Below are 19650 nucleotides of genomic sequence, written 5' to 3'. Positions count from 1 at the left end.
GGGCGTCTTCGCTCCTGAAAAAAAGTGTGGCGGCGTGTGTTATTTAGGACACCGGCTTTCCCGTTCCAGGGGGCGGCGTCCGGCGGGCCGGTTTCGAGAAGGCGGTAACCGACCCCGCCCCACGGGCCTTGCGGCGGCTGGACCAGCGGTATTGCGGGTCGTCGGCGATCAGGTGCAGGTGATCGGAGATGCGGTTGCGCTCCAGCCAGCCGAGGGCCGCCTCCAGCTCCGACAGCGTCATCTCCGACCGCGCCTTGTTCATGCAGCGCTTCAGCACGGCGTTGTAGGTGTGGTAGCTGACCGGCCCCTCGGCGACGAGGTTGTTGTCCTGGTCCTCGATCACCTGGGCCGCCACGATCTGGCCAATGCGCTGGCGCAGATGGTGCTCCACCGCGCTCGGCACCTGCACCCCGTCCTTCGCCGGGGAGGTCGCCGGCGGTCGGTCGGCGGCGTCCCGCCCCGGCGACGGGTTGCCGAAATCGGGGCCGGGAGCGACCACGGCGAAGCGCAGGGCCGTCGCGTTGGATTCCAGCGGGATGATCTCCGGCTCCGCCTCCACCGTACGCTCGAAGGGCAGTTCGTGCTGACGCCGCGTCTTCACCATGGCCCGCGTGCCCTGCTGGGTCTCCACCATCTGGCGGAAGCGCTCGAACATCATGTCGGAGGGATGGTAGATCACCGCCCGCTGCTGCTCGTAGGCGCCGGCGTGGGGATCGACGCGGGTGGCCCGCGCGATGGCCTGCTCCAGCCAGGGGCGGGAACGGATGTGGGTCAGGCAGGCGACGTGCGAGATGGCCGGCGCGTCCAGCCCCTCATAGGCCATGGCAACGGACACCAGCACGGCGGGTTCGGGGCGCAGGCGGAAGGCGGCCACCACCTCCTGCGCGTCGCGCCGTTCGGAAATGGCGATCTGGGCCATCCGCGCCGCCTGGGCGCCGGGCATCCAGCCGCGCAGCGTGTCGAGGTAGTTGCGGGCGGTCTCCTGGTCCGGCGCGATCACCAAAAGCTTGCCCAGCCCGGCACCCTCATGCCCGGAACCGGTCCCCGCCGCGCGCCGCTTCGCCCGGTGCTCGCGGCAGGAGCGGTAGGCTTCGCGCAGCATGGCCTGGGCGAAGCCGGTGCGCAGCGCGGTGAACAGGGCGTCGCGGGTGTTCTCCCCGGCGCGGGACAGCGCGTCGACGCTGCGCGTCGTGCGCTCCGCGTCCAGCCATGTCGCGGTGCCGTCCATCGCGCCGAAGGTCACCGGCAGGATCGCCTTCTCGGCCAGCGCCTGCCGCCGCGAATAGCCGACGATGGCCCAGCCCGGCGCCTTGAAATCGATCTCGCGCATCCGCCGCACCCCCGTCGGCGCGCGGTAGGGCAGCCACAGGATGGGGCGCCCGTCCGCCCGCTCCAGCGTGCCGCTCATCAGCAGCCGGGCGGCGGCGCTTTCCAGCAGCGGCAGGATGGAGCGGCTCCAGGCCGTCTCGTCCTCCGCCGTGGCCGCCGTTCCGGTGTCGGCGACGGCGGGCAGGTGGTGCAACTCGTCCACGGCCAGCAGGTAGCGGTGGCGGCGGAACTCCTGCAGATGCAGGTCCGGGGCCGCGGCGACCGCCTGATAGGTGGTAACGTAGCCCTGGAGGCCACGGCAGGGATCGCGCCCGTTCTCCGCAGCCCGCAGCGCGATCCCGTGGCCGAGCGCCTCGCGCCAGCGCGGATCGGCGAAGGCCTCTTCCGCCTGCCGGCGCAGGCTGTCGCGCGGCACGATCCAGCAGATGCGGTCGATCAGCCCGGCGCGCATCAGCGCCGCCCCCATGATCACCGGCAGCAGCGATTTGCCCCCACCCGGCGTCACCGCGGCCAGCACGTCCCTCACGTCCGTCTGCCGCTGCGCGATGGCCGCAGCGACGCCGGCGACCATGGTCTGGTGGCTCCTCAACGCTGGCATGCCGGCTTGACGCCCCTCCCTGACGGTTTTGCGCGGTACGAACCGGCAAGGCTAAGCTGCGGGGAGTCGCCGGGTCACGGATTCAATCGTAGGTAGACATCCCTCAAAGGAGGGGGGCGTTCGCCAAAGGAGTCCGAAGGGAATGTGTCGGATGCGCTTCGGTCTGTGCGCGGCTTGGGCTTCGTGGTACACGAATTGTTCTTTTGAAAAGACCCCAACGAGAAAGCAAGGAGGGTACCAGAACATGAGCACGCGTCCGCAGGCGGTTTCCACCCAGCATGTCGAGAACGAGCGCACCCGCGTCACCGAATGGCGCCTTGTTCCGGGGGCGGAGACCGGCGCCCATGTGCACGGCTTCGACTATGTGATCGTTCCGGTGACGGCCGGCGCCTTCACCATCGTCGATCCGGACGGCAACGCCCGTCAATTCCCGCTGGAGCCGGGCCGCTCCTACTTCCGCAAGGCAGGCGTCAGCCACAACGTCATCAACGACGGCGACAGCGACATCGTCTTCGTCGAGGTCGAATTCCTTCAGCCCGGCTAACCCCCAAACCTGCCCCTCCAAACCTGATCCCCCAGGCCCGATCCGATCGACCGATGCACCGCGGCTCCACCATGTTCGACTATGGCCAGGACGGCGATGAGCCGCTTCCCGACGCCGTCATCCGCACCGGCGGGCCGCGGTCCGTCCAGCATTTGCTGCTCTCCCTGTCGCCGGAGAACCCGCTTTACCTCTACGCCGACGCGGCGGACGCCGGGGGCGGGGCCTATTACCGGGACTCCCGCGAGGTCTGGCAATCACTGGCCGATGGAGAGGGCCAGCGCTGGCGCTGGTTCGTCGGCAGCCAGGGCCGCGTCGTCGAGGCCGCGCCCGGCGACGTGCACGGCCTGCGCCGCGCGGCACCGGTCGCCCTGACCATCACCTGGTACAGCCTGCCGGACCGCGAGAGCGTCGGGCGGGTGCGCAACGCCCTGCGCGCCATCGGCGCCACCTGCAGCCGCGGCCCGGCGGGCTGACGGCACCCCTGCCCTACCGAATCTGGCGTGAACGCATGGGCGCCATGTCATTTCGGAATCCCTCTTGATCAGGCCGGGATTGTATGGGCGCGACTTCTGTCCTAGTGTTAGGAACCAGGAATCCGGGAGCATCCGACAGAGTGGCCGTCACCCAGGCACAGCCTTCGCGCGTTCTGACGCCCTGTGCCTCATCGCTCGTTCCGCGGTGACCGCCCATGATGGCCTCTTCCCACATGATCGTCGGCGGGGCGGCGTGGTTCTACGCCTCGGCGCGCTTCGGCCTGCCCTTCGACGTGGTGGCGTTCGGGGCGGCGGTGATCGGGTCTTTGGCGCCGGACATCGACCATCCCAAATCGACGCTCGGCCAGTTGATGCGGCCCCTGTCGAACGTGATCTCCGCCGTTTTCGGGCATCGCGGCGTCACCCATTCCACGCTGGCCATCGTGGGGTGCCTGTGGGTTCTGCACGAGTACGCGGACTATTCGCACCTGATCCTGCCCTTCCTGATCGGCTATCTGACCCATTTGGCGGGCGACCTGCTGACCCCGGCGGGATTGCCGCTGCTGTGGCCGATCAAGCGGCGGCGCAACTTCGCGCTGCCCATCCTGAAGACCGGCGGATTCTCGGAGCAATTGGCGGTCACGCTGCTGGCCGGCTGGATGATCTCCGGCCTGTTTTCCGCGTCCTGGCCGGGCCTGCCTCTCGACCGCCTGCCCTTTGAAAACTGGATGGCAATGGACCGCCCGTGGCGCTCCGCCGTCGTCGCGGCGCAAGGATTCCTTGGGGAGGAAGGGCGGGAGCGCAGCGCGCCGCCCATCCCGGCACGGAAGCCCGCCGAGCCCGGACGGAGCCGCCCGCTGAAGGGATGACGAATGACCGCTTGGGTTGTGTTCTAAATGTAACGGTCAACGACTCATCTTTGCTTTCCGTTTCGTCAAGCTTGTTACATTTCGTCATAGAGGTCGCGAAAATCTGTCTTTGTCACCGCTTAGCGATTCGTTAGGCTTTTTAGGCATATTCTAACAACCATATCCAATCGATCTTAGATTGAATTTCCACACGCATCGATGCGGACGGATCCGACCATGGCAAAGCTCCGGATGTCGAAAGAGATGCAGGCGGCCGACGGCGTGCCGCCCGATGCGGCGACGGCACTTCCGCTCCACTTCGCCCTTCCCGACCTGCCCGGCGGACAGGACAAGAGCCTGAAGCGTGTGTCCGACATGCTGGCCCCGCTGGACCATGGTCAGAAGCTCCAGCTCTACAAGATGATCCGTGACGGGTATCTGGAGGACATGGCCGAGCCCGTCGCCCAGATGCTGGTCACCATGCTGAACGGGCGGCGGTCCGAGCACGCGCGCCGCGTCTGGACCGGCCTGTTCGACGCCCTGATCCTGCGCGACGATTCCCTGCTGACCAGCGGGGTCCGGCTGGCCGGCGCCCTGCATCTGGCGGACGTCAGCGCCTGGTGGTTCGCCCTGGCTCCGCGCATGGAACCGCTGGTCGGCCGCGTGCAGGAAACGGTGGCCCGGCTCGCCAAGGACCAGCCGCTGAACGAGATCTTCGCTTCCGCCGAGGCGCAGAGCTGGGCCGACGAGCTGCGGCAGCGCAGCCTCGCCGTTCTGGCCCGCCTGCGCGCCACGCCGGCGGAGGCGGCCGCCTTCCTGGCCGAGGTGTCGGGCTTCCGCGCGCAGATGTTGAAACGCCACGGCGTGCGCCAGCGCGAGGGCGTCGCCCGTGCGGAGCTGGAGCGGATGGAAACCATCCTTCTGGCGGCCCCCGCCTGGGCGGACCAGCCCCTGCCGTCGATGCTGCACGGCGACCCGGTGCGTCTGGCGCGGGAGATGGTGCGCCGCGGCGACTGCACGCGCGAGGGGGCGGCCATGTTCGCGGTGGCCGGCCTGCACCGGCGCGACGACGCCGCCCTGGCGACCCGCCTGTTCGAAGCCTTCCCCGTCGCCGTGGCCAAGGACGCCATCATCGGCCGCCTTCTGGTCGCCGCGGAGGCGCTGAAGGCGACGCTGACCGGCAGCTTCCTCAGCAAGCCGGGGCTGCTGGTGGCGGATGCGGTGGACGACCGCGACCATCCCTCCGCCCAGCTCCAGCATTTCCTGGCTTGGTACGACGCCGTCCACGCGCTGGAACTGGACACCACCGACCGCGAACGCAACATGGTCCATCAGGCGTTCCGCGAGCTGAGCAACGCCGTTCACGAGGATCTCGCCCCCGTCCTGGCGCGGCGGATCGAGGCGCTGACCATGCACAGCGTGCTCGACCCGCTGATGGAGCGCGTGCGCTTCGTCAACGAGTTCCAGGCGCAGCTGGCGCGGCGTGGCATCGTGTCGTCGGGCAAGCCGTGGCGGGCCGAGGACGGCAACCACGTCGCCACGGTCTTCCGCCGCCTGTCCTCCACCGGCGCCGCGGAAGGGCTGCGGACGCTCGGCCAACTCGCCGATCTGGCGAACATGCTGAGCTACCCCATCGAGATCACCGCGCTCGACATCGCGCTGGCCGGGGTGATCGAGGCGGCGCTGCGGCAGCAGAAGACGTTCGGCGCTGCCGAAACCCGCCTGATCGACCGCGTCATCGCCGTGTCCAGCGACGAGCGCAAGCGCTGCCGCTGGTGGGTCGCCCCGGAGGTCGTCACCCTGCTGGACGCCGCGGAGAAGTCCGGCATCGCCGGGACCGCGAAGAAGTAGCGGCGGGCCGCCGAAACCCAATTTCCAGCCTGTGACCGGGATGCGGGATTCCGCGTTCCCGGCGTGTTCATTTCGACAGCGGAACGGCGGTGCCAGCCTCCTGTTGTCCGGACATGTGAAGTCGGCGCAGCCTTTTGTGATGGCGGCGGCCGGCGCTCCCCCGCAGATCCGGAGTCTCCATGGCACAGCTCAAGGCCAGCCTGCGCCCGGCCCCCGCCCCTCCCCCCACACCGATTCCCGTCACGCTGAACGTCAACGGGGTCGAGCGGACGCTCCACCTCGCCCCCTGGACGACGCTGCTGGACGCGCTGCGCCTGCATCTCGACCTGACCGGCACCAAGAAGGGCTGCGACCATGGGCAGTGCGGGGCCTGCACCGTGCTTGTGGACGGGCGGCGCATCAATTCCTGCCTGACGCTGGCGGCGATGCAGGACGGCCGCAAGGTCACCACCATCGAGGGGCTGACCACCGGCGACGCGCTCCACCCGCTCCAGGAGGCCTTTATCGAGCATGACGCCTTCCAGTGCGGCTATTGCACGCCGGGCCAGATCTGTTCCGCCGCCGGGCTGATCGCCGAGGGCAAGGCCAGCACAGACGACGAGATCCGCGAGCTGATGAGCGGCAACCTCTGCCGCTGCGGGGCCTATCCCAACATCGTCGCGGCGATCCGGCAGGCGATGGCCACCGCCGCCCCGAAGGCGGAGGGCGCGCCATGAGATCCTTCACCTATGCCCGCGCCGCCAGCGCGGCGGACGCGGTCGGGCGGGCCGGCGCCTCCGGAACCGCCTTCGTCGCCGGGGGGACCAACCTGCTCGACCTGATGAAGGCCGACGTGCTGCGTCCCGAAGGGCTGGTCGACATCTCGCGCCTGCCGCTGGACCGGATTGAGGAGACGGCGGAGGGCGGACTGCGGCTGGGCGCGCTGGCCCGCAACGCCGACACCGCCTACGACGAGCGCGTGCAGACCCGCTACCCCATGCTGTCCAAGGCGATTCTCGCGGGAGCCTCGGCTCAGCTCCGCAACATGGCGACCAACGGCGGCAACCTGCTGCAGCGGACCCGCTGCTACTATTTCTACGACACGGCGACTCCCTGCAACAAGCGGGAGCCGGGGTCGGGCTGCGGCGCGATCGGCGGGGTGAACCGCATCCACGCCATCCTGGGCGCCAGCGACCGGTGCATCGCCGTCCACCCCTCCGACCTCTGCGTCGCGTTGGCGGCGCTCGACGCGGTGGTCCAGGTGACCGGACCGGACGGCGAGCGCAGCATTCCCTTCGCCGACTTCCACCGCCTGCCCGGCGACCGGCCGGAGATCGACACGGTTCTGCGGCCGGGCGACCTCGTCACGGCCATCGACCTGCCGGCCAAGGGCTTCGCCGAGCACTCCACCTACCTGAAAATCCGCGACCGCGCCTCCTACGCCTTCGCGCTGGTGTCGGTGGCGGCAGGGCTGGAACTGGATGGCGGCACCGTCCGCGACGCCCGTCTGGCGCTGGGCGGCGTCGCCCACAAGCCCTGGCGCGACCCGGAGGCGGAAGCCGCCCTCGTCGGGAAGCCCGCCACGCCCGACCGGTTCCGCGCCGCCGCGCGCGTGCTGCTGCGCGACGCCAAGGGGCACGAGCACAACAGCTTCAAGATCGAACTGGCCGAGCGCGCCATCGTCCGCGCCCTGACCGAAGCCGCAGAGCGCAAGGGAGCGCCCCGCCCATGATCGCCATTCCCAGCATCCCCGGCTTCCTGACGGCGCCCAACGGCCCCATCGGCAAGCCCGTCAGCCGGGTGGACGGGCGCAAGAAGGTGACCGGCAACGCCCATTACGCCGCCGAGTTCACCTTGCCGGACCTCGCCCACGGCTACATCGTCTCCAGCGCCATCACGCGCGGGCGGATCACCCGCATCGACACGGCGGCGGCGTTGGCCCTGCCCGGCGTCATCCACGTCTTCACCCACGAGAACCGGCCGAGCCTCGCCTGGTTCGACCGCAAATGGAAGGACGACGACGCGCCTAAGGGGGCACCCTTCCGCCCGCTCTACGACGCGGAGATCCACCACGCGCTCCAGCCGGTGGCGCTGGTGATCGCCGAGAGCTTCGAACTGGCCCGCTACGCCGCCCGCCTCGTCCACATCGAGTATGAGGCGGCCCCCCACCAGACCGACCTGCGCGCCAACCGCGCGAACAGCTTCACCCCCGGCAAGGACAAGGGCGGTTTCCAGCCCCCGCCGAAGCCGCGCGGCAACCCGGAACAGGCCTTCCTGGAGTCGCCCGTCCAGGTGGACGCGGAGTTCACCCAGGCGGCGGAATACCACAACCCCATGGAGATGCACGCCACCACCGTCCTGCACCACGACGACGGCACGCTGACCGTGCACGACAAGACCCAGGGCGCGCAGAACTGCCACACCTACGTCTGCAACGTCTTCGGCTTGGCCAAATCCGCGGTGCGGGTGATGTCGCCCTTCGTCGGCGGCGCCTTCGGCTCCGGCTTGCGGCCACAGCATCAGCTCTTCATGGCCATGCTGGCGGCGACGCAGTTGAAACGCTCGATCCGGGTGGAGCTGTCGCGCCCGCAGATGTTCAGCTTCGGCCACCGGCCCGAAACCATCCAGCGGGTGGCGCTGGGTGCCGACCGCGACGGCACGCTGCGGGCGCTGATCCACGAGGCGGTGCAGGAAAGCTCGCGGAACGAAAACTATGTGGAGATCGTCGTCAACTGGTCGGGCCAGCAGTACAAGTGCGACAACGTCCGGCTGGACTACAAGCTGACGCGGCTGGACGTGCACACGCCGCTGGACCAGCGTGCGCCGGGGGCCGCGACCGGCGTCCCGGCGCTGGAGATCGCCATGGACGAGCTGGCCTGCAAGCTCGGCATGGACCCGCTGGAGCTTCGCCTGAAGAACTACGCCGAGACCGATCCGAACACCGGCAATCCCTTTTCCAGCAAGGAGCTGCGGGGCTGCTTCCAGCAGGGGGCGGAGCGCTTCGGCTGGGCCAAGCGCAGCCCTGCGCCGCGCTCCATGCGCGACGGGCGCGAACTGATCGGCTGGGGCATGGCGGCGGGCGTGTGGGACGCCATGCAGGGTCAGGCCGCCGCCAAGGCGGTGCTGGGGGTGGACGGCAAGCTGGTGGTGTCGAGCGCCACCGCCGACATCGGCACCGGCACCTACACCGTCATGACGCAGATCGCCGCCGACGTGCTGGGCCTGCCGATCGACGACGTGACCTTCTGCCTCGGCGATTCCTCGCTTCCCACCGCGCCCATCGAGGGCGGGTCCTGGACCGTCTCCACCGTCGGGTCGGCGGTGAAGGCGGTGTGCGACCGGGTGCGCTCACAGCTCGTCACGCTGGCCCGCAAGCTGGACGACAGCCCGCTGACGGGCGTGGCGGAGGAAGACGTTCTCTTTGCCGACGGCCATCTGATCGTCCGGGACGACCGGTCGCGGCGGCTGTCCATCACCGACGCGATGCGCGGCTCCGGCACCTTGAGCATCGAGGAGGAGGCGCGCGCCCTGCCCTATCTGCTGGCGCGGGCGCGGCACACCTTCGCCACCCATTCCGCGGTCTTCGTGGAGGTCCGGGTGGACGAGGATCTCGGCACCATCCGGGTATCGCGCGTGGTCAGCGCCATCGCCGCCGGACGCATCATCAACCCGAAGACGGCGCGCAGCCAGATTCAGGGCGCCGTGGTCTGGGGCATCGGCATGGGGCTGGAGGAGGAGGCCTTCACCGACCACCGGCTGGGTCGCGTGATGAACCACGATTACGCGGAATACCATGTCCCGGTGAACGCCGACGTGCCGGAGATCGACGTGCTGTTCGTCGACGAGCATGACGACATGGTCAACGCCCTGGGCGCCAAGGGGGTCGGTGAGATCGGCATCGTCGGCGTTCCCGCCGCCATCGCCAACGCGATCCATCACGCGACCGGCGTGCGCGTGCGCGATTTCCCGATCACGCTGGACAAGGTGCTGGCGGGGCTTCGCTGACGAGGGTGGGTGGGTCGCGACGGGCCCCCCTCCCGGCCTCCCCCCGCTGCGCAGGGGGAGGAGAAAAGCCCTCCCCTGCGAGAGCGGGGGAGGGTTGGGTGGGGGCCCAACACGACTACGCCCCCTTACGCCGCCGCGACGGCCTCGACCGGCGCCATGCGGATCAGATAGTCGAAGGCCGACAGGGCGGCCTTCGAGCCCTCGCCCATGGCGATGACGATCTGCTTGTAGGGCACCGTGGTCGCGTCACCCGCGGCGAACACGCCGGGGATGGAGGTCTGGCCGCGGGCGTCCACCTCGATCTCGCCGCGCGGGCTCAGCGCCACCGAGCCCTTCAGCCACTCGGTGTTGGGCACGAGGCCGATCTGCACGAAGATGCCTTCCAGGTCGATGCGGTGCACCTCGCCGGTGTTGCGGTTCTTGTAGCTGAGGCCGGTCACCTTGGTGCCGTCGCCATGCACCTCGGTGGTCAGGCCCGAGGTGATGACGCGCACGTTGGGCAGGCTGCGCAGCTTGCGCTGGAGCACCTCGTCGGCGCGGAGCTGGCTGTCGAACTCGATCAGCGTCACCTCGGCGACGATGCCGGCCAGATCGATGGCCGCCTCGACGCCGGAGTTGCCGCCGCCGATCACCGCCACGCGCTTGCCCTTGAACAGCGGGCCGTCGCAGTGCGGGCAGTAGGCCACGCCCTTGTTGCGGTACTCGTCCTCGCCGGGGACGCCCATCTGGCGCCAGCGGGCGCCGGTCGACAGGATCACCGTCTTCGACTTCAGCGAGGCGCCATTGGCGAGCTGGACCTCGATCAGGCCGCCCGGACCTTCGGCGGGGATCAGCTTCTCCGCCCGCTGCAGGTTCATCACGTCGACCTCATACTCCTTGACGTGCTGCTCCAGCGCGGTGGCCAGCTTCGGCCCCTCGGTGTGGGAGACGGAGATGAAGTTCTCGATGGCCATAGTGTCGAGGACCTGACCGCCGAAGCGCTCCGCCGCGACGCCGGTGCGGATGCCCTTGCGGGCCGCGTAGATCGCCGCCGCGGCGCCGGCCGGGCCGCCGCCGATCACCAGAACGTCGAAGGCGTCCTTGGCCTTGATCTTCTCCGCGTCGCGCTGCGAGGCGCCGGTGTCGATCTTGGCGAGAATCTGCTCCAGCCCCATGCGGCCCTGGCCGAACGGCTCGCCGTTCAGGAAGATGGACGGGACGGCCATGATCTTGCGCGATTCGACCTCCTGCTGGAACAGCGCGCCGTCGATGGCGACATGCTTGATCCGCGGGTTCAGAACGCTCATCAGGTTCAGGGCCTGCACCACGTCGGGGCAGTTCTGGCAGGACAGCGAGAAGTAGGTCTCGAAGCTGTACTCACCCTCCAGCGCCTTCACCTGCTCGATGACCTCCGCCGACTCCTTGGAGGGGTGGCCGCCGACCTGCAGCAGGGCGAGGATGAGGGAATTGAATTCGTGACCCATCGGCAGGCCGGCAAAGCGGACGCCGATGTCGGTGCCGGTGCGCTTGATCGCGAAGGAGGGCTTGCGCGCGTCGTCGTCGGTGCGGACGAAGGTGATCTTGTCCGACAGGGACGCGATATCCTGCAGCAGAGCCAGCATCTCTTGCGATTTGGCGCCGTCGTCCAGGGAGGCGGCCAGTTCGATGGGCTGCGTGATCTTGTCGAAATAGGCCTTGAGCTGGCCTTTGACGTTGCTATCCAACACGGCGAGGGCTCCCGAAAGTGGTTTTTCGAAGCGAGCCCGGTGGCGCCAGGGCGGGTCCGGGCAGCAGAGTGTCTTTGAACAGACTTTTTTTGAACGGATGAAGGCCACTCGTGATCCGGGCCCGGAATCGATCCGGGCCCGAAGCCGTGGCGCCGCGGCCGGCGTGGCCGCGGCCGATCCGTCCGGCCGCGGTTGCGGCCGGACGGATCCCAGAGGATCAAGCCGGGGAGGCTTAGATCTTGCCGACGAGGTCGAGCGACGGGGCGAGCGTCTTCTCACCCTCTTCCCACTTGGCCGGGCAGACCTCGCCCGGGTGCGAGGCGACGTACTGGGCGGCCTTCACCTTGCGGAGCAGCTCGCGGGCGTCGCGGCCGATGCCGCCGGCGGTGATCTCGATGATCTGGATCTTGCCGTCCGGGTCGACGACGAAGGTGCCGCGGTCGGCGAGGCCCTTCTCCTCGATCAGGATCTCGAAGTTGCGGCAGATCGTGCCGGTCGGGTCGCCGACCATGGTGTAGGCGATCTTGCCGATGGCCGGCGAGGTGTCGTGCCAGGCCTTGTGGCAGAAGTGGGTGTCGGTCGAAACGCTGTAGATCTCAACGCCGAGCTTCTGGAACTCGCTGTAGTTATCGGCCAGGTCTTCCAGCTCGGTCGGGCACACGAAGGTGAAGTCCGCCGGGTAGAAGAAGACGACCGACCACTTGCCCTTCAGGTCGGCGTCGCTGACGTCGATGAACTTGCCGCCCTTGAAAGCGGTCGCCTTGAACGGCTTAATCTCGGTGTTGATCAAGGACATGATTTCTCCATCAGTCTGAATGATTGGAGCAAGCGTCACTCCGGTGTCCTGCCAGCCTGGCACCGTTTCCCATATGGGCCACCGGTGCCGCGGCATCCCTGCCGGAAGTCTGCTCCCCCCTCGTTGGTCGCTTGACACCAGGGAAGTTAGGGGCAATGGGTCAGCGATGGAAGCGAAAAATACCAATCGCTTTGATCGATAAAACCGATTATTGTGCAGTGCATGAAGCCCCTCCCCACCTTGCGCCAGCTCCACTACCTCGTCGCCGTCGTCGATCGCTGCCATTTCGGCAAGGCGGCGGAGGCGTGCCTCGTCAGCCAGTCCACGCTCAGCGCCGGCATCCAGGAATTGGAGAATCTGCTGGGCGCGCCGTTGCTGGAACGCACGCGGCGCACCGTCCTGCCCACCCCGCTGGGCCGCGAGATCGCCGACCGTGCCCGGATCGTCCTGAAGGGGGCGGAGGAGCTGGTGGACATGGCCCGCTCGGTGGAGGACCCGATGTCCGGGCCGCTCCATCTGGGCGTGATCCCGACCATCGGTCCCTTCCTGATCCCCCGCGTGATGCCGGCGCTGCGCGACAGCTTCCCCAAGCTGAAGCTGTTCCTGCGCGAGGACCAGACCGCCCGGCTGCTCGACCGACTGGAGTCGGGAGAGCTGGACGCGGCCATCCTGGCCCTGCCCTACCCCTCCGGCGACGTGGAATCGATCGACATTGCCGAAGACCGCTTTTCCGTGGTCTGCACGCCCGAGCATCGGCTGAGCGACGTCACGACGCCTCGCCCGTCCGACGTAGCGCTGGACGATCTGCTGCTGCTGGAGGACGGACACTGCCTGCGCGACCACGCGCTGGCCGCCTGCTCCATGGAGGGGGCGCGGCAAAGCGCCACGTTCCAGGGCACCAGCCTGCACACGCTGGTCCAGATGGTCGCCAACGGGCTGGGAGTGACGCTGCTGCCGCAGATGGCGCTCGACTCGGGGATTCTGCGCGGTTTGGATGTGGTGGTCCGCCCGCTGGGCGGGGAGCGTCCCTTTCGCCGGATCGGGCTGGTCTGGCGCCGCACCTCCGGCCGCAAGGAAACCTTCCGGCAGCTCGCCGCCGCCCTGAAGACGGAGATGTCCCGCGACAGCGGGCCGCAGGCCCCCGCCAACGGCGACGCCAACGTGCGGACCGCCGCCTGATCCAGGGCCAGAGAACGCCGGAATCAGAGCACGTAGGTCATCACGAGATACAACAGCGCTTCGCCATCGCCCACATTGCGGTAGGCGTGGGGGGCGTCGGCGTCGAACTGGATCGTGTCGCCCTCCTCCAGCCGGTGGGCCCCGTCGCCGGTCTCGATCTCGACCACGCCGCTCCCGACCAGGATGTTCTCAACTGTGCCGATGGTGTGGGCGTCGGCCCGCTCGTCGGTGCCGGGGGCGAGGCGCAGCTCGTAGAACTCCACCTGCCGTTCGCCGCGGAAGGGGAACAGCGCCCGCGAGCTGAACCGCCCGTCGCGCGAGGCCAGCGGGCGGCTGTCCGCCCGCCGGATCACCGTGGTCCCGCCGCTGCCCCCGCTGCTGAGCAGGCTGGAGAAAGGCACGTCGAGCGCGCGGGCGATGGTCCACAGGAAATCGATGCTGGACGGTCCCCGCCCCGCCTCGACCGCCGTCAGTTCGGCCCGGCTGTTGCCCGACAGCTTGGCGAGCGCGTCGACGGACAACCCCTGGCGGAGCCGGAAATTGCGGATGTTCTCGGCGATCACGCCGTTCAGCGGGTTGGCGTCGCCGTCCGCCGTCCGGGAGTCCGTGCTCCGGGGGGTCGATGTCGTGCTCATGGTGTTTGGCCCTCCCGTTCCATCACTGCGTGCTCAATTCCTGAAAGTCAGCGGGGCGCCGCCTGGATCTGGTCGAACAGGGCGCCCTCCGCGAAATGGGTCGCCTGGGCCTTTTGCCAGCCGCCGAAGACGTCGTCCACGGTCACCAGCGCCACCGGCGAAAAGCGCCCGGCGTACTGCCGCGCCAGCTCGGGATGGCGGGGCCGGTAGAAATTCCGGGCGGCGATCTCCTGCCCCTCGCGGGTGTAGAGGTATTGCACATAGGCCTCGGCCACCTTGCGGGTGCCCTTGCGGTCGACCACGCTGTCCACCACGGCCACCGGCGGCTCGGTCAGGATGGACAGGGACGGCACGACGATCTCGAACTGGTCGGCGCCGAACTCCTGGAGCGACAGGAAAGCCTCGTTCTCCCAGGCCAGCAGAACGTCGCCGACGCCCTTGCGGGTGAAGGTCAGCGCGGCCCCGCGGGCGCCGCTGTCCAGCACCGGGACGTGTTTGTAAAGGTCGGCGACGAATTGCCTGGCCTTCGCCTCGTCGTCGCCGTTCGCCTTCAGCGCGTAAGCCCAGGCGGCGAGGTAGTTCCAGCGCGCCCCGCCCGAGGTCTTCGGGTTGGGGGTGACCACCTCCACGTCCGGCTTCACCAGATCGTCCCAGTCCTTGATCCGCTTCGGGTTGCCCTTGCGGACCAGGAACACAATGGTGGAGGTGTAGGGGGAGCTGTTGTTCGGCAGACGCGTCCGCCAGTCCTTCGCGATCAGCCCGGCGTCGGCGATGGCGTCCACGTCGTAGCCCAGAGCCAGCGTCACCACGTCGGCGTCCAGCCCGTCGATGACCGAGCGCGCCTGTGCGCCCGATCCGCCGTGCGACTGGTGGATGACCACCGTCTCCCCCGACGCCTCCGCCCAGGTGCGGGCGAAGGCGGGATTGAACTCCTCGTACAGCTCCCGCGTCGGGTCGTAGGAGACGTTCAGGATCGTGCTGCGGCTCGCGGCGCTGGCGGTCGCCAGGGCGGCCAAGGTCACCAGCCCGACGGCGATGAGGCTCTGGCTGAAGCGCGACGGCATGAACGGTGTTCCCCAGGCTGACGGTCGATGGCGTGGTCCCGGGGATTATTGAACACGGGCGATCCCTATCAGGCAAGTCGTCTTTTGCCGATTGGTGTGTAATTCACATATGCACGATTATCATTTATCAAAATTTTAATGTGAAAAAAGAACGTCGGACGGCGACGCCGGCCGAACGACGCAACCGCACCGGTCAGGCTTGCTTGGCGTCGATGATGCCGCGGCGGATGGCGCGGGTCTTGGTGAAATGGTCCTGCAACTGCTCCCCCTCGCCCCAGCGGATGGCGCGCTGGAGAGCTGTCAGGTCCTCGGTAAAGCGCTGGAGGATTTCCAGGACCGCTTCCCGGTTGTTCAGGAACACGTCGCGCCACATCACCGGGTCGCTGGCAGCGATGCGGGTGAAGTCGCGGAAGCCGCCGGCCGAGAACTTGATGACCTCGGACTTGGTGTCGTCCTCAAGGTCGGACGCCGTGCCGACGATGGTGTAGGCGATCAGGTGCGGCAGGTGCGAGGTAATCGCCAGCACGCGGTCATGATGGTTGGCGTCCATCAGTTCCACGGTGGAACCGATGCGGCGCCACATCGTCACCACCTTGTCCACCGCGCCCTCGTTGGCGCCGGGCGGCGGGGTGACGATGCACCAGCGGCCCTGGAACAGGGTAGCGAAGCCGGCCTCCGGCCCCGAATGCTCGGTGCCCGCCACCGGGTGTCCGGGAATCAGATGCACGCCGTCCGGGATGTGCGGCCCGACGTCGCGCAGCACCGCCTGCTTCACCGAGCCGACGTCCGTCACGATCATGCCGGGGCGCAGCAGCGGCCCGAGCTGCTCCCCCACCTCGGCGAAAGCCCCGACGGGAGTCGCCAGGACCACCACGTCCGCACCCTCCAGCGCGTCCGCCAGATCGGTGGTGGCCCGCTCGACGATGCCCAGTTCCATCGCCTTGGCGCAATGCTCCGGGCTGCGGTCCGCGCAGACGACCTGACGCGCCACCCCGTAATGCGTGAGCGCCCGCGCCAGGGACGAACCGATCAGACCCACGCCGACGATGGCGACGCGGTCGAACAAGGGAGTGGCGGTCTCGCTCATGATCTCAAGGCACCGGCTGCGGATGGGTTGCAGAACGCCCCGCTATAAAGCACCAAGGCGCCCCCCGACCAAGCGAAACTTTGGTCGGCCGGACGCTTGCAACGGCAGAAACGAAAAGGCCGGGCGCGAGGCCCGGCCTGTTTCCGCTCGATCCGACGGCCCCGTTACGCCGCCAGGAAGTCCTTCAGCGCCCGCACCACCTCGCGCATCTCGGCCTCCGTGCCGATGGTGACGCGCAGGCAGCTCGGCAGGCCGTAGGCGGGCATCTGGCGGACCAGGATGCCGCGGCCCTTCAGGAACAGGCGCGCCGCCTCGGCGTCGTCCTTGCCGGCGGTCTGGCCGGCGAAGTCGACCAGGACGAAGTTCGTCACGCTGGGATGGGTCTTCAGGCCGAGCCCGTGAACCTGCTGGACGAACCACTCCCGCCACTCGGTGTTGTGGCTGCGCGAGCGCTCCAGGAACTCGGTGTCCTCCAGCGCCGCCACCCCGGCGATCTGCGCCGCGGAGGAGACGTTGAAGGGACCGCGCACGCGGTTCAGCACGTCGGCGATCCCCGCCGGGCAATAGGCCCAGCCCAGCCGGACCGAGCCCAGCGCGAAGATCTTCGAGAAGGTGCGGGTCATCACCACGTTGGGGAAGCGGTCAACCAGCTCCTGCCCCGCCGAATAGTCGTTGTGGTTCATGTACTCGGCGTAGGCCGCGTCGATGACCAGGATGGCGTTCTCCGGCAGGCCGGCGTGCAGGCGGGCCATCTCGTCGGCGGTGATGTAGGTGCCGGTCGGGTTGTTCGGGTTGGCGACGAAGACCAGCCGGGTGCGCGGCGTGACGTGGGCCAGCAGCGAATCCACATCGGTGGTCAGGTTCGTCTCCGGCGCCTGGACCGGCGTGGCGCCGACCGACTTGGCGCCGATCGGGTACATCAGGAAGCCGTGCTGCGAGTACAGCACCTCGTCGCCCGGCCCGGCATAGGCGCGGATCAGCAGGGCGATCAGCTCGTCGGAACCGGCGCCGCAGACCACGCGGTCGGCGTCCAGGCCGAAGCGCTCGGCGATGGCCTTGCGCAGCTTGGCGGAGCCGCCGTCCGGGTAGCGGTGCAGCTCGCCCGCGGCGGCCTTGTAGGCCTCCACGGCGCGCGGGCTGGGGCCGAGCGCGCCTTCATTGGAGGCGAGGCGGATGTGCCCCGCATGCTCGCCGCCGACGTAGGGGGCGATGTCGAGAATCCCCGGGCGGGGCGCCGGGCCGTTGTTCGGCTGGGTCATGTCAGGTCTCAGACCTTGCGGGCATTATTGGAAAGACGAGGTGGAGAGATGGAGCGGGACGGCGTAGCCGCCCACGATGTTGATCCGCACCGGGATGTCGCCCAGCCGGCCGGCGAAGGCGGTCAGGCGCGGATCGGTGTGGTCGACGAAGTCGGCGATCTCGACCAGATGGATCGACGGTCCGGACGGGTCGCGGGCGTGCCAGGTGCAAAAATAGGTCGGGGCGAGGCCGCTCGTCTCCAGATGATCCTTGAGCCGGCCGCGGCTGAGGTCCTGCCCCAGCTCGATCCCCAGGAGGGTGCGGTCGTCCCCGGTCGGTTCGTGCGGGACCAGCGCGATGGCCAGCGCGTCGCGGTCCTCGCCGCGGGCGTTGCCGCGCCCGGCGAAGGGCAGCCGCGCCACCACGCGCGGCGTGCGCGCATCGGACGACACCAGGAAGCGCCACCAGGGGTCCGCGTCGTCTTCCGCCGGGTAGGGAACGACGCCGACGGTGGCCGTGCCCTCCGACACCGCACGGATGGCCGCAGCGGGGGTGTTGACGGCGGTCATCGGGACGACGCTGCCGAAATGGTCTCGGGCCACGTCCCAGAATCCACGGCGGTCCTCCGGTGCGTAGACCGCGACGGCGAAGGGACCCTGGAGCCGGGTGAAGGCGGTGATCATCTCCCGCCACATGCGGGTGACGGCCATCGCCGGGAAGGAGCCGGCGTGGCGCGCCATCAGGCGGCGCAGGATGACCGCCTCGCGCGCCGGGCGCAGGTAGATCGGGGTCTGGGGATTCCCGCTGACCTGACCTTCCGCGGCCTCGATCTGGCTTTTCACGACACCGACGCGCTCCACCACCGCCGCGCGGCGCATCAGCAGGTCGTGGATCGTATCGTCGATGTGATCGATCTCGCGGCGCAGATCGTCGAGCGGGGACTTGGGCGGAGGCATGGGGCGGGAAACCGTCAAATCCAGGGCGAATCCAAAGCCGGATAGTAGTAGTCCGCAGGCGCCGCGAAATCAAAGAAAACGTTGACACTCCCAACCGCCGATCCGTAGCTATGAACTCCCGTTTTTCGGAGGCTCCCGACCCGTCATGTCCGCGCCGAACCCCGCCGCCGCCGTGTCTGCAGCCATGCCTGCCGAGCCCGCGACGATGCCCGGCCACCGGGTCACGCTCGGGGTGGACCGGCCCATGCGGCTGGACAGCGGAGCGGAGCTGGGTCCCTTCGACGTCGCCTACCAGACCTATGGCGCGCTGAACGCCGACCGGTCGAACGCCGTCCTGATCTGCCACGCCCTGACCGGCGACCATTACGTGCTCGACCAGCATCCGGTGACCGGCAAGCCCGGCTGGTGGGAGATGCTGGTCGGACCCGGCAAGCCGGTCGACACCGACCGCTATTTCGTCATCTGCTCCAACGTCATCGGCGGCTGCATGGGCTCCACCGGCCCGAAGGAGACCGACCCGGCGACCGGCAAGCCCTACGGCCTCGGCTTCCCCGTCATCACCATCGGCGACATGGTGCGCGCGCAGAAGCTGCTGGTGGAGCATCTCGGGATCGACCAGCTTTTCTGCGTGATCGGCGGCTCGATGGGCGGCATGCAGGTGCTGCAATGGGCCGTCGCCTATCCGGAGTCGGTCTTCGCCGCGGTGCCGATCGCCACGGCGGCCCGCCACTCGGCGCAGAACATCGCCTTCCACGAGGTCGGCCGGCAGGCGATCATGGCCGACCCGGACTGGGCCGGCGGCAATTACCTGCTGGAAGGCACCCGCCCCCACCGCGGGCTGGCGGTGGCCCGCATGGCCGCGCACATCACCTACCTGTCGGAACCGGCGCTGCACCGCAAGTTCGGGCGCAACCTGCAGAACCGCCAGACCGTCACCTACGGCTTCGACGCCGATTTCCAGGTGGAAAGCTATCTGCGCCACCAGGGCATCACCTTCGTCGAGCGGTTCGACGCCAACTCCTACCTCTACATCACGCGGGCGATGGACTATTTCGACCTCGCCGCGGATTACGGGGGCGGCACCCTGTCCAACGCCTTCCGCAAGGACGGCAAGGGCACGCCGGTGCGCTTCTGCCTGGCCAGCTTCTCCAGCGACTGGCTGTTCCCGACCTCCGAATCGCGGGCCATCGTGCACGCGCTGAACGCGGTGGCCGCCAACGTCAGCTTCGTGGAAATCCGCACCGACAAGGGCCACGACTCCTTCCTGCTCGACGAGCCGGAATTCCATCAGGTGATCCGCGGCTTCCTGGACGGCTGCGCCGAGCACCGCGGCCTGACACGACCCTCCAGACCATGACATG

General features: G+C 68.7%; 17 protein-coding genes. 9 read left to right on the top strand and 8 right to left on the bottom strand.

Annotated elements, in window-relative coordinates; all coding sequences use genetic code 11:
• Positions 1-43: 43 nt before the first annotated feature.
• Positions 44-1927: a DEAD/DEAH box helicase family protein gene (locus FHW79_RS07930; protein ID WP_183178412.1), complete on the bottom strand. Its 1884-nt coding sequence runs from the start codon at positions 1925-1927 to the stop codon at positions 44-46.
• Between the two features lie 244 nt (positions 1928-2171).
• On the opposite strand from FHW79_RS07930, the gene FHW79_RS07925 reads away from it, so the two are divergent.
• The 7 genes from FHW79_RS07925 to FHW79_RS07895 all read left to right on the top strand — a co-directional run bounded on the left by FHW79_RS07925 (position 2172) and on the right by FHW79_RS07895 (position 9627).
• Positions 2172-2471 (top strand): cupin domain-containing protein, encoded by a 300-nt coding sequence (locus tag FHW79_RS07925; protein ID WP_183178411.1) that lies wholly within the window; start codon positions 2172-2174, stop codon positions 2469-2471.
• A gap of 53 nt (positions 2472-2524) precedes the next feature.
• Positions 2525-2944, top strand: coding sequence for a hypothetical protein (locus FHW79_RS07920; RefSeq protein ID WP_114857400.1), 420 nt, complete (start codon positions 2525-2527; stop codon positions 2942-2944).
• 215 nt (positions 2945-3159) lie between these two features.
• Entirely contained in the window at positions 3160-3813 is a 654-nt protein-coding gene (locus tag FHW79_RS07915) for a metal-dependent hydrolase (RefSeq protein ID WP_183178410.1), read from the top strand.
• A gap of 216 nt (positions 3814-4029) precedes the next feature.
• On the top strand, positions 4030-5643 hold the full coding sequence (locus tag FHW79_RS07910; protein ID WP_183178409.1) for a hypothetical protein: 1614 nt from the start codon (positions 4030-4032) through the stop codon (positions 5641-5643).
• A gap of 179 nt (positions 5644-5822) precedes the next feature.
• Entirely contained in the window at positions 5823-6359 is a 537-nt protein-coding gene (locus FHW79_RS07905) for a (2Fe-2S)-binding protein (protein ID WP_183178408.1), read from the top strand.
• Entirely contained in the window at positions 6356-7354 is a 999-nt protein-coding gene (locus FHW79_RS07900) for a xanthine dehydrogenase family protein subunit M (protein WP_183178407.1), read from the top strand. Before FHW79_RS07905 ends, FHW79_RS07900 begins: the two co-directional genes overlap by 4 nt.
• Positions 7351-9627 carry a xanthine dehydrogenase family protein molybdopterin-binding subunit gene (locus tag FHW79_RS07895; RefSeq protein ID WP_183178406.1) on the top strand — a complete coding sequence of 759 codons (2277 nt, stop codon included), beginning with the start codon at positions 7351-7353 and terminating at the stop codon, positions 9625-9627. Before FHW79_RS07900 ends, FHW79_RS07895 begins: the two co-directional genes overlap by 4 nt.
• A gap of 125 nt (positions 9628-9752) precedes the next feature.
• On the opposite strand, the gene ahpF is transcribed toward FHW79_RS07895, so the two are convergent.
• Together ahpF and ahpC are read right to left on the bottom strand one after the other, a co-directional pair.
• Positions 9753-11333: an alkyl hydroperoxide reductase subunit F gene (ahpF, locus tag FHW79_RS07890; protein ID WP_183178405.1), complete on the bottom strand. Its 1581-nt coding sequence runs from the start codon at positions 11331-11333 to the stop codon at positions 9753-9755.
• 232 nt (positions 11334-11565) lie between these two features.
• On the bottom strand, positions 11566-12129 hold the full coding sequence (gene ahpC / locus FHW79_RS07885; protein ID WP_014198402.1) for an alkyl hydroperoxide reductase subunit C: 564 nt from the start codon (positions 12127-12129) through the stop codon (positions 11566-11568).
• Between the two features lie 222 nt (positions 12130-12351).
• Here ahpC and FHW79_RS07880 point away from each other — a divergent pair, with 222 nt between their 5' ends.
• Positions 12352-13308, top strand: coding sequence for a hydrogen peroxide-inducible genes activator (locus FHW79_RS07880; RefSeq protein ID WP_183178404.1), 957 nt, complete (start codon positions 12352-12354; stop codon positions 13306-13308).
• 23 nt (positions 13309-13331) lie between these two features.
• On the opposite strand, the gene FHW79_RS07875 is transcribed toward FHW79_RS07880, so the two are convergent.
• The 5 genes from FHW79_RS07875 to FHW79_RS07855 all read right to left on the bottom strand — a co-directional run bounded on the left by FHW79_RS07875 (position 13332) and on the right by FHW79_RS07855 (position 18289).
• Complete coding sequence (locus FHW79_RS07875) at positions 13332-13943, bottom strand: cupin domain-containing protein (protein ID WP_183178403.1); 612 nt, start codon at positions 13941-13943, stop codon at positions 13332-13334.
• Between the two features lie 47 nt (positions 13944-13990).
• A complete protein-coding gene (locus tag FHW79_RS07870; RefSeq protein ID WP_183178402.1) occupies positions 13991-15007 on the bottom strand; it encodes a sulfate ABC transporter substrate-binding protein in 1017 nt (338 codons plus the stop codon).
• Positions 15008-15200: 193 nt separating this feature from the next.
• A complete protein-coding gene (locus FHW79_RS07865; protein ID WP_183178401.1) occupies positions 15201-16094 on the bottom strand; it encodes a prephenate/arogenate dehydrogenase family protein in 894 nt (297 codons plus the stop codon).
• 164 nt (positions 16095-16258) lie between these two features.
• Entirely contained in the window at positions 16259-17353 is a 1095-nt protein-coding gene (gene hisC, locus FHW79_RS07860; protein ID WP_137140740.1) for a histidinol-phosphate transaminase, read from the bottom strand.
• Between the two features lie 24 nt (positions 17354-17377).
• A complete protein-coding gene (locus FHW79_RS07855; RefSeq protein ID WP_183178400.1) occupies positions 17378-18289 on the bottom strand; it encodes a chorismate mutase in 912 nt (303 codons plus the stop codon).
• A 184-nt stretch (positions 18290-18473) separates the two neighbouring features.
• Here FHW79_RS07855 and FHW79_RS07850 point away from each other — a divergent pair, with 184 nt between their 5' ends.
• Positions 18474-19646, top strand: coding sequence for a homoserine O-acetyltransferase (locus FHW79_RS07850; protein ID WP_183178399.1), 1173 nt, complete (start codon positions 18474-18476; stop codon positions 19644-19646).
• Positions 19647-19650: the final 4 nt, after the last annotated feature.

Source organism: Azospirillum sp. OGB3 (assembly GCF_014192915.1).
GTDB lineage: Bacteria > Pseudomonadota > Alphaproteobacteria > Azospirillales > Azospirillaceae > Azospirillum.
Note: the sequence above shows the minus strand (reverse complement) of the source record. Positions and strands in the feature narration are given on the sequence as shown.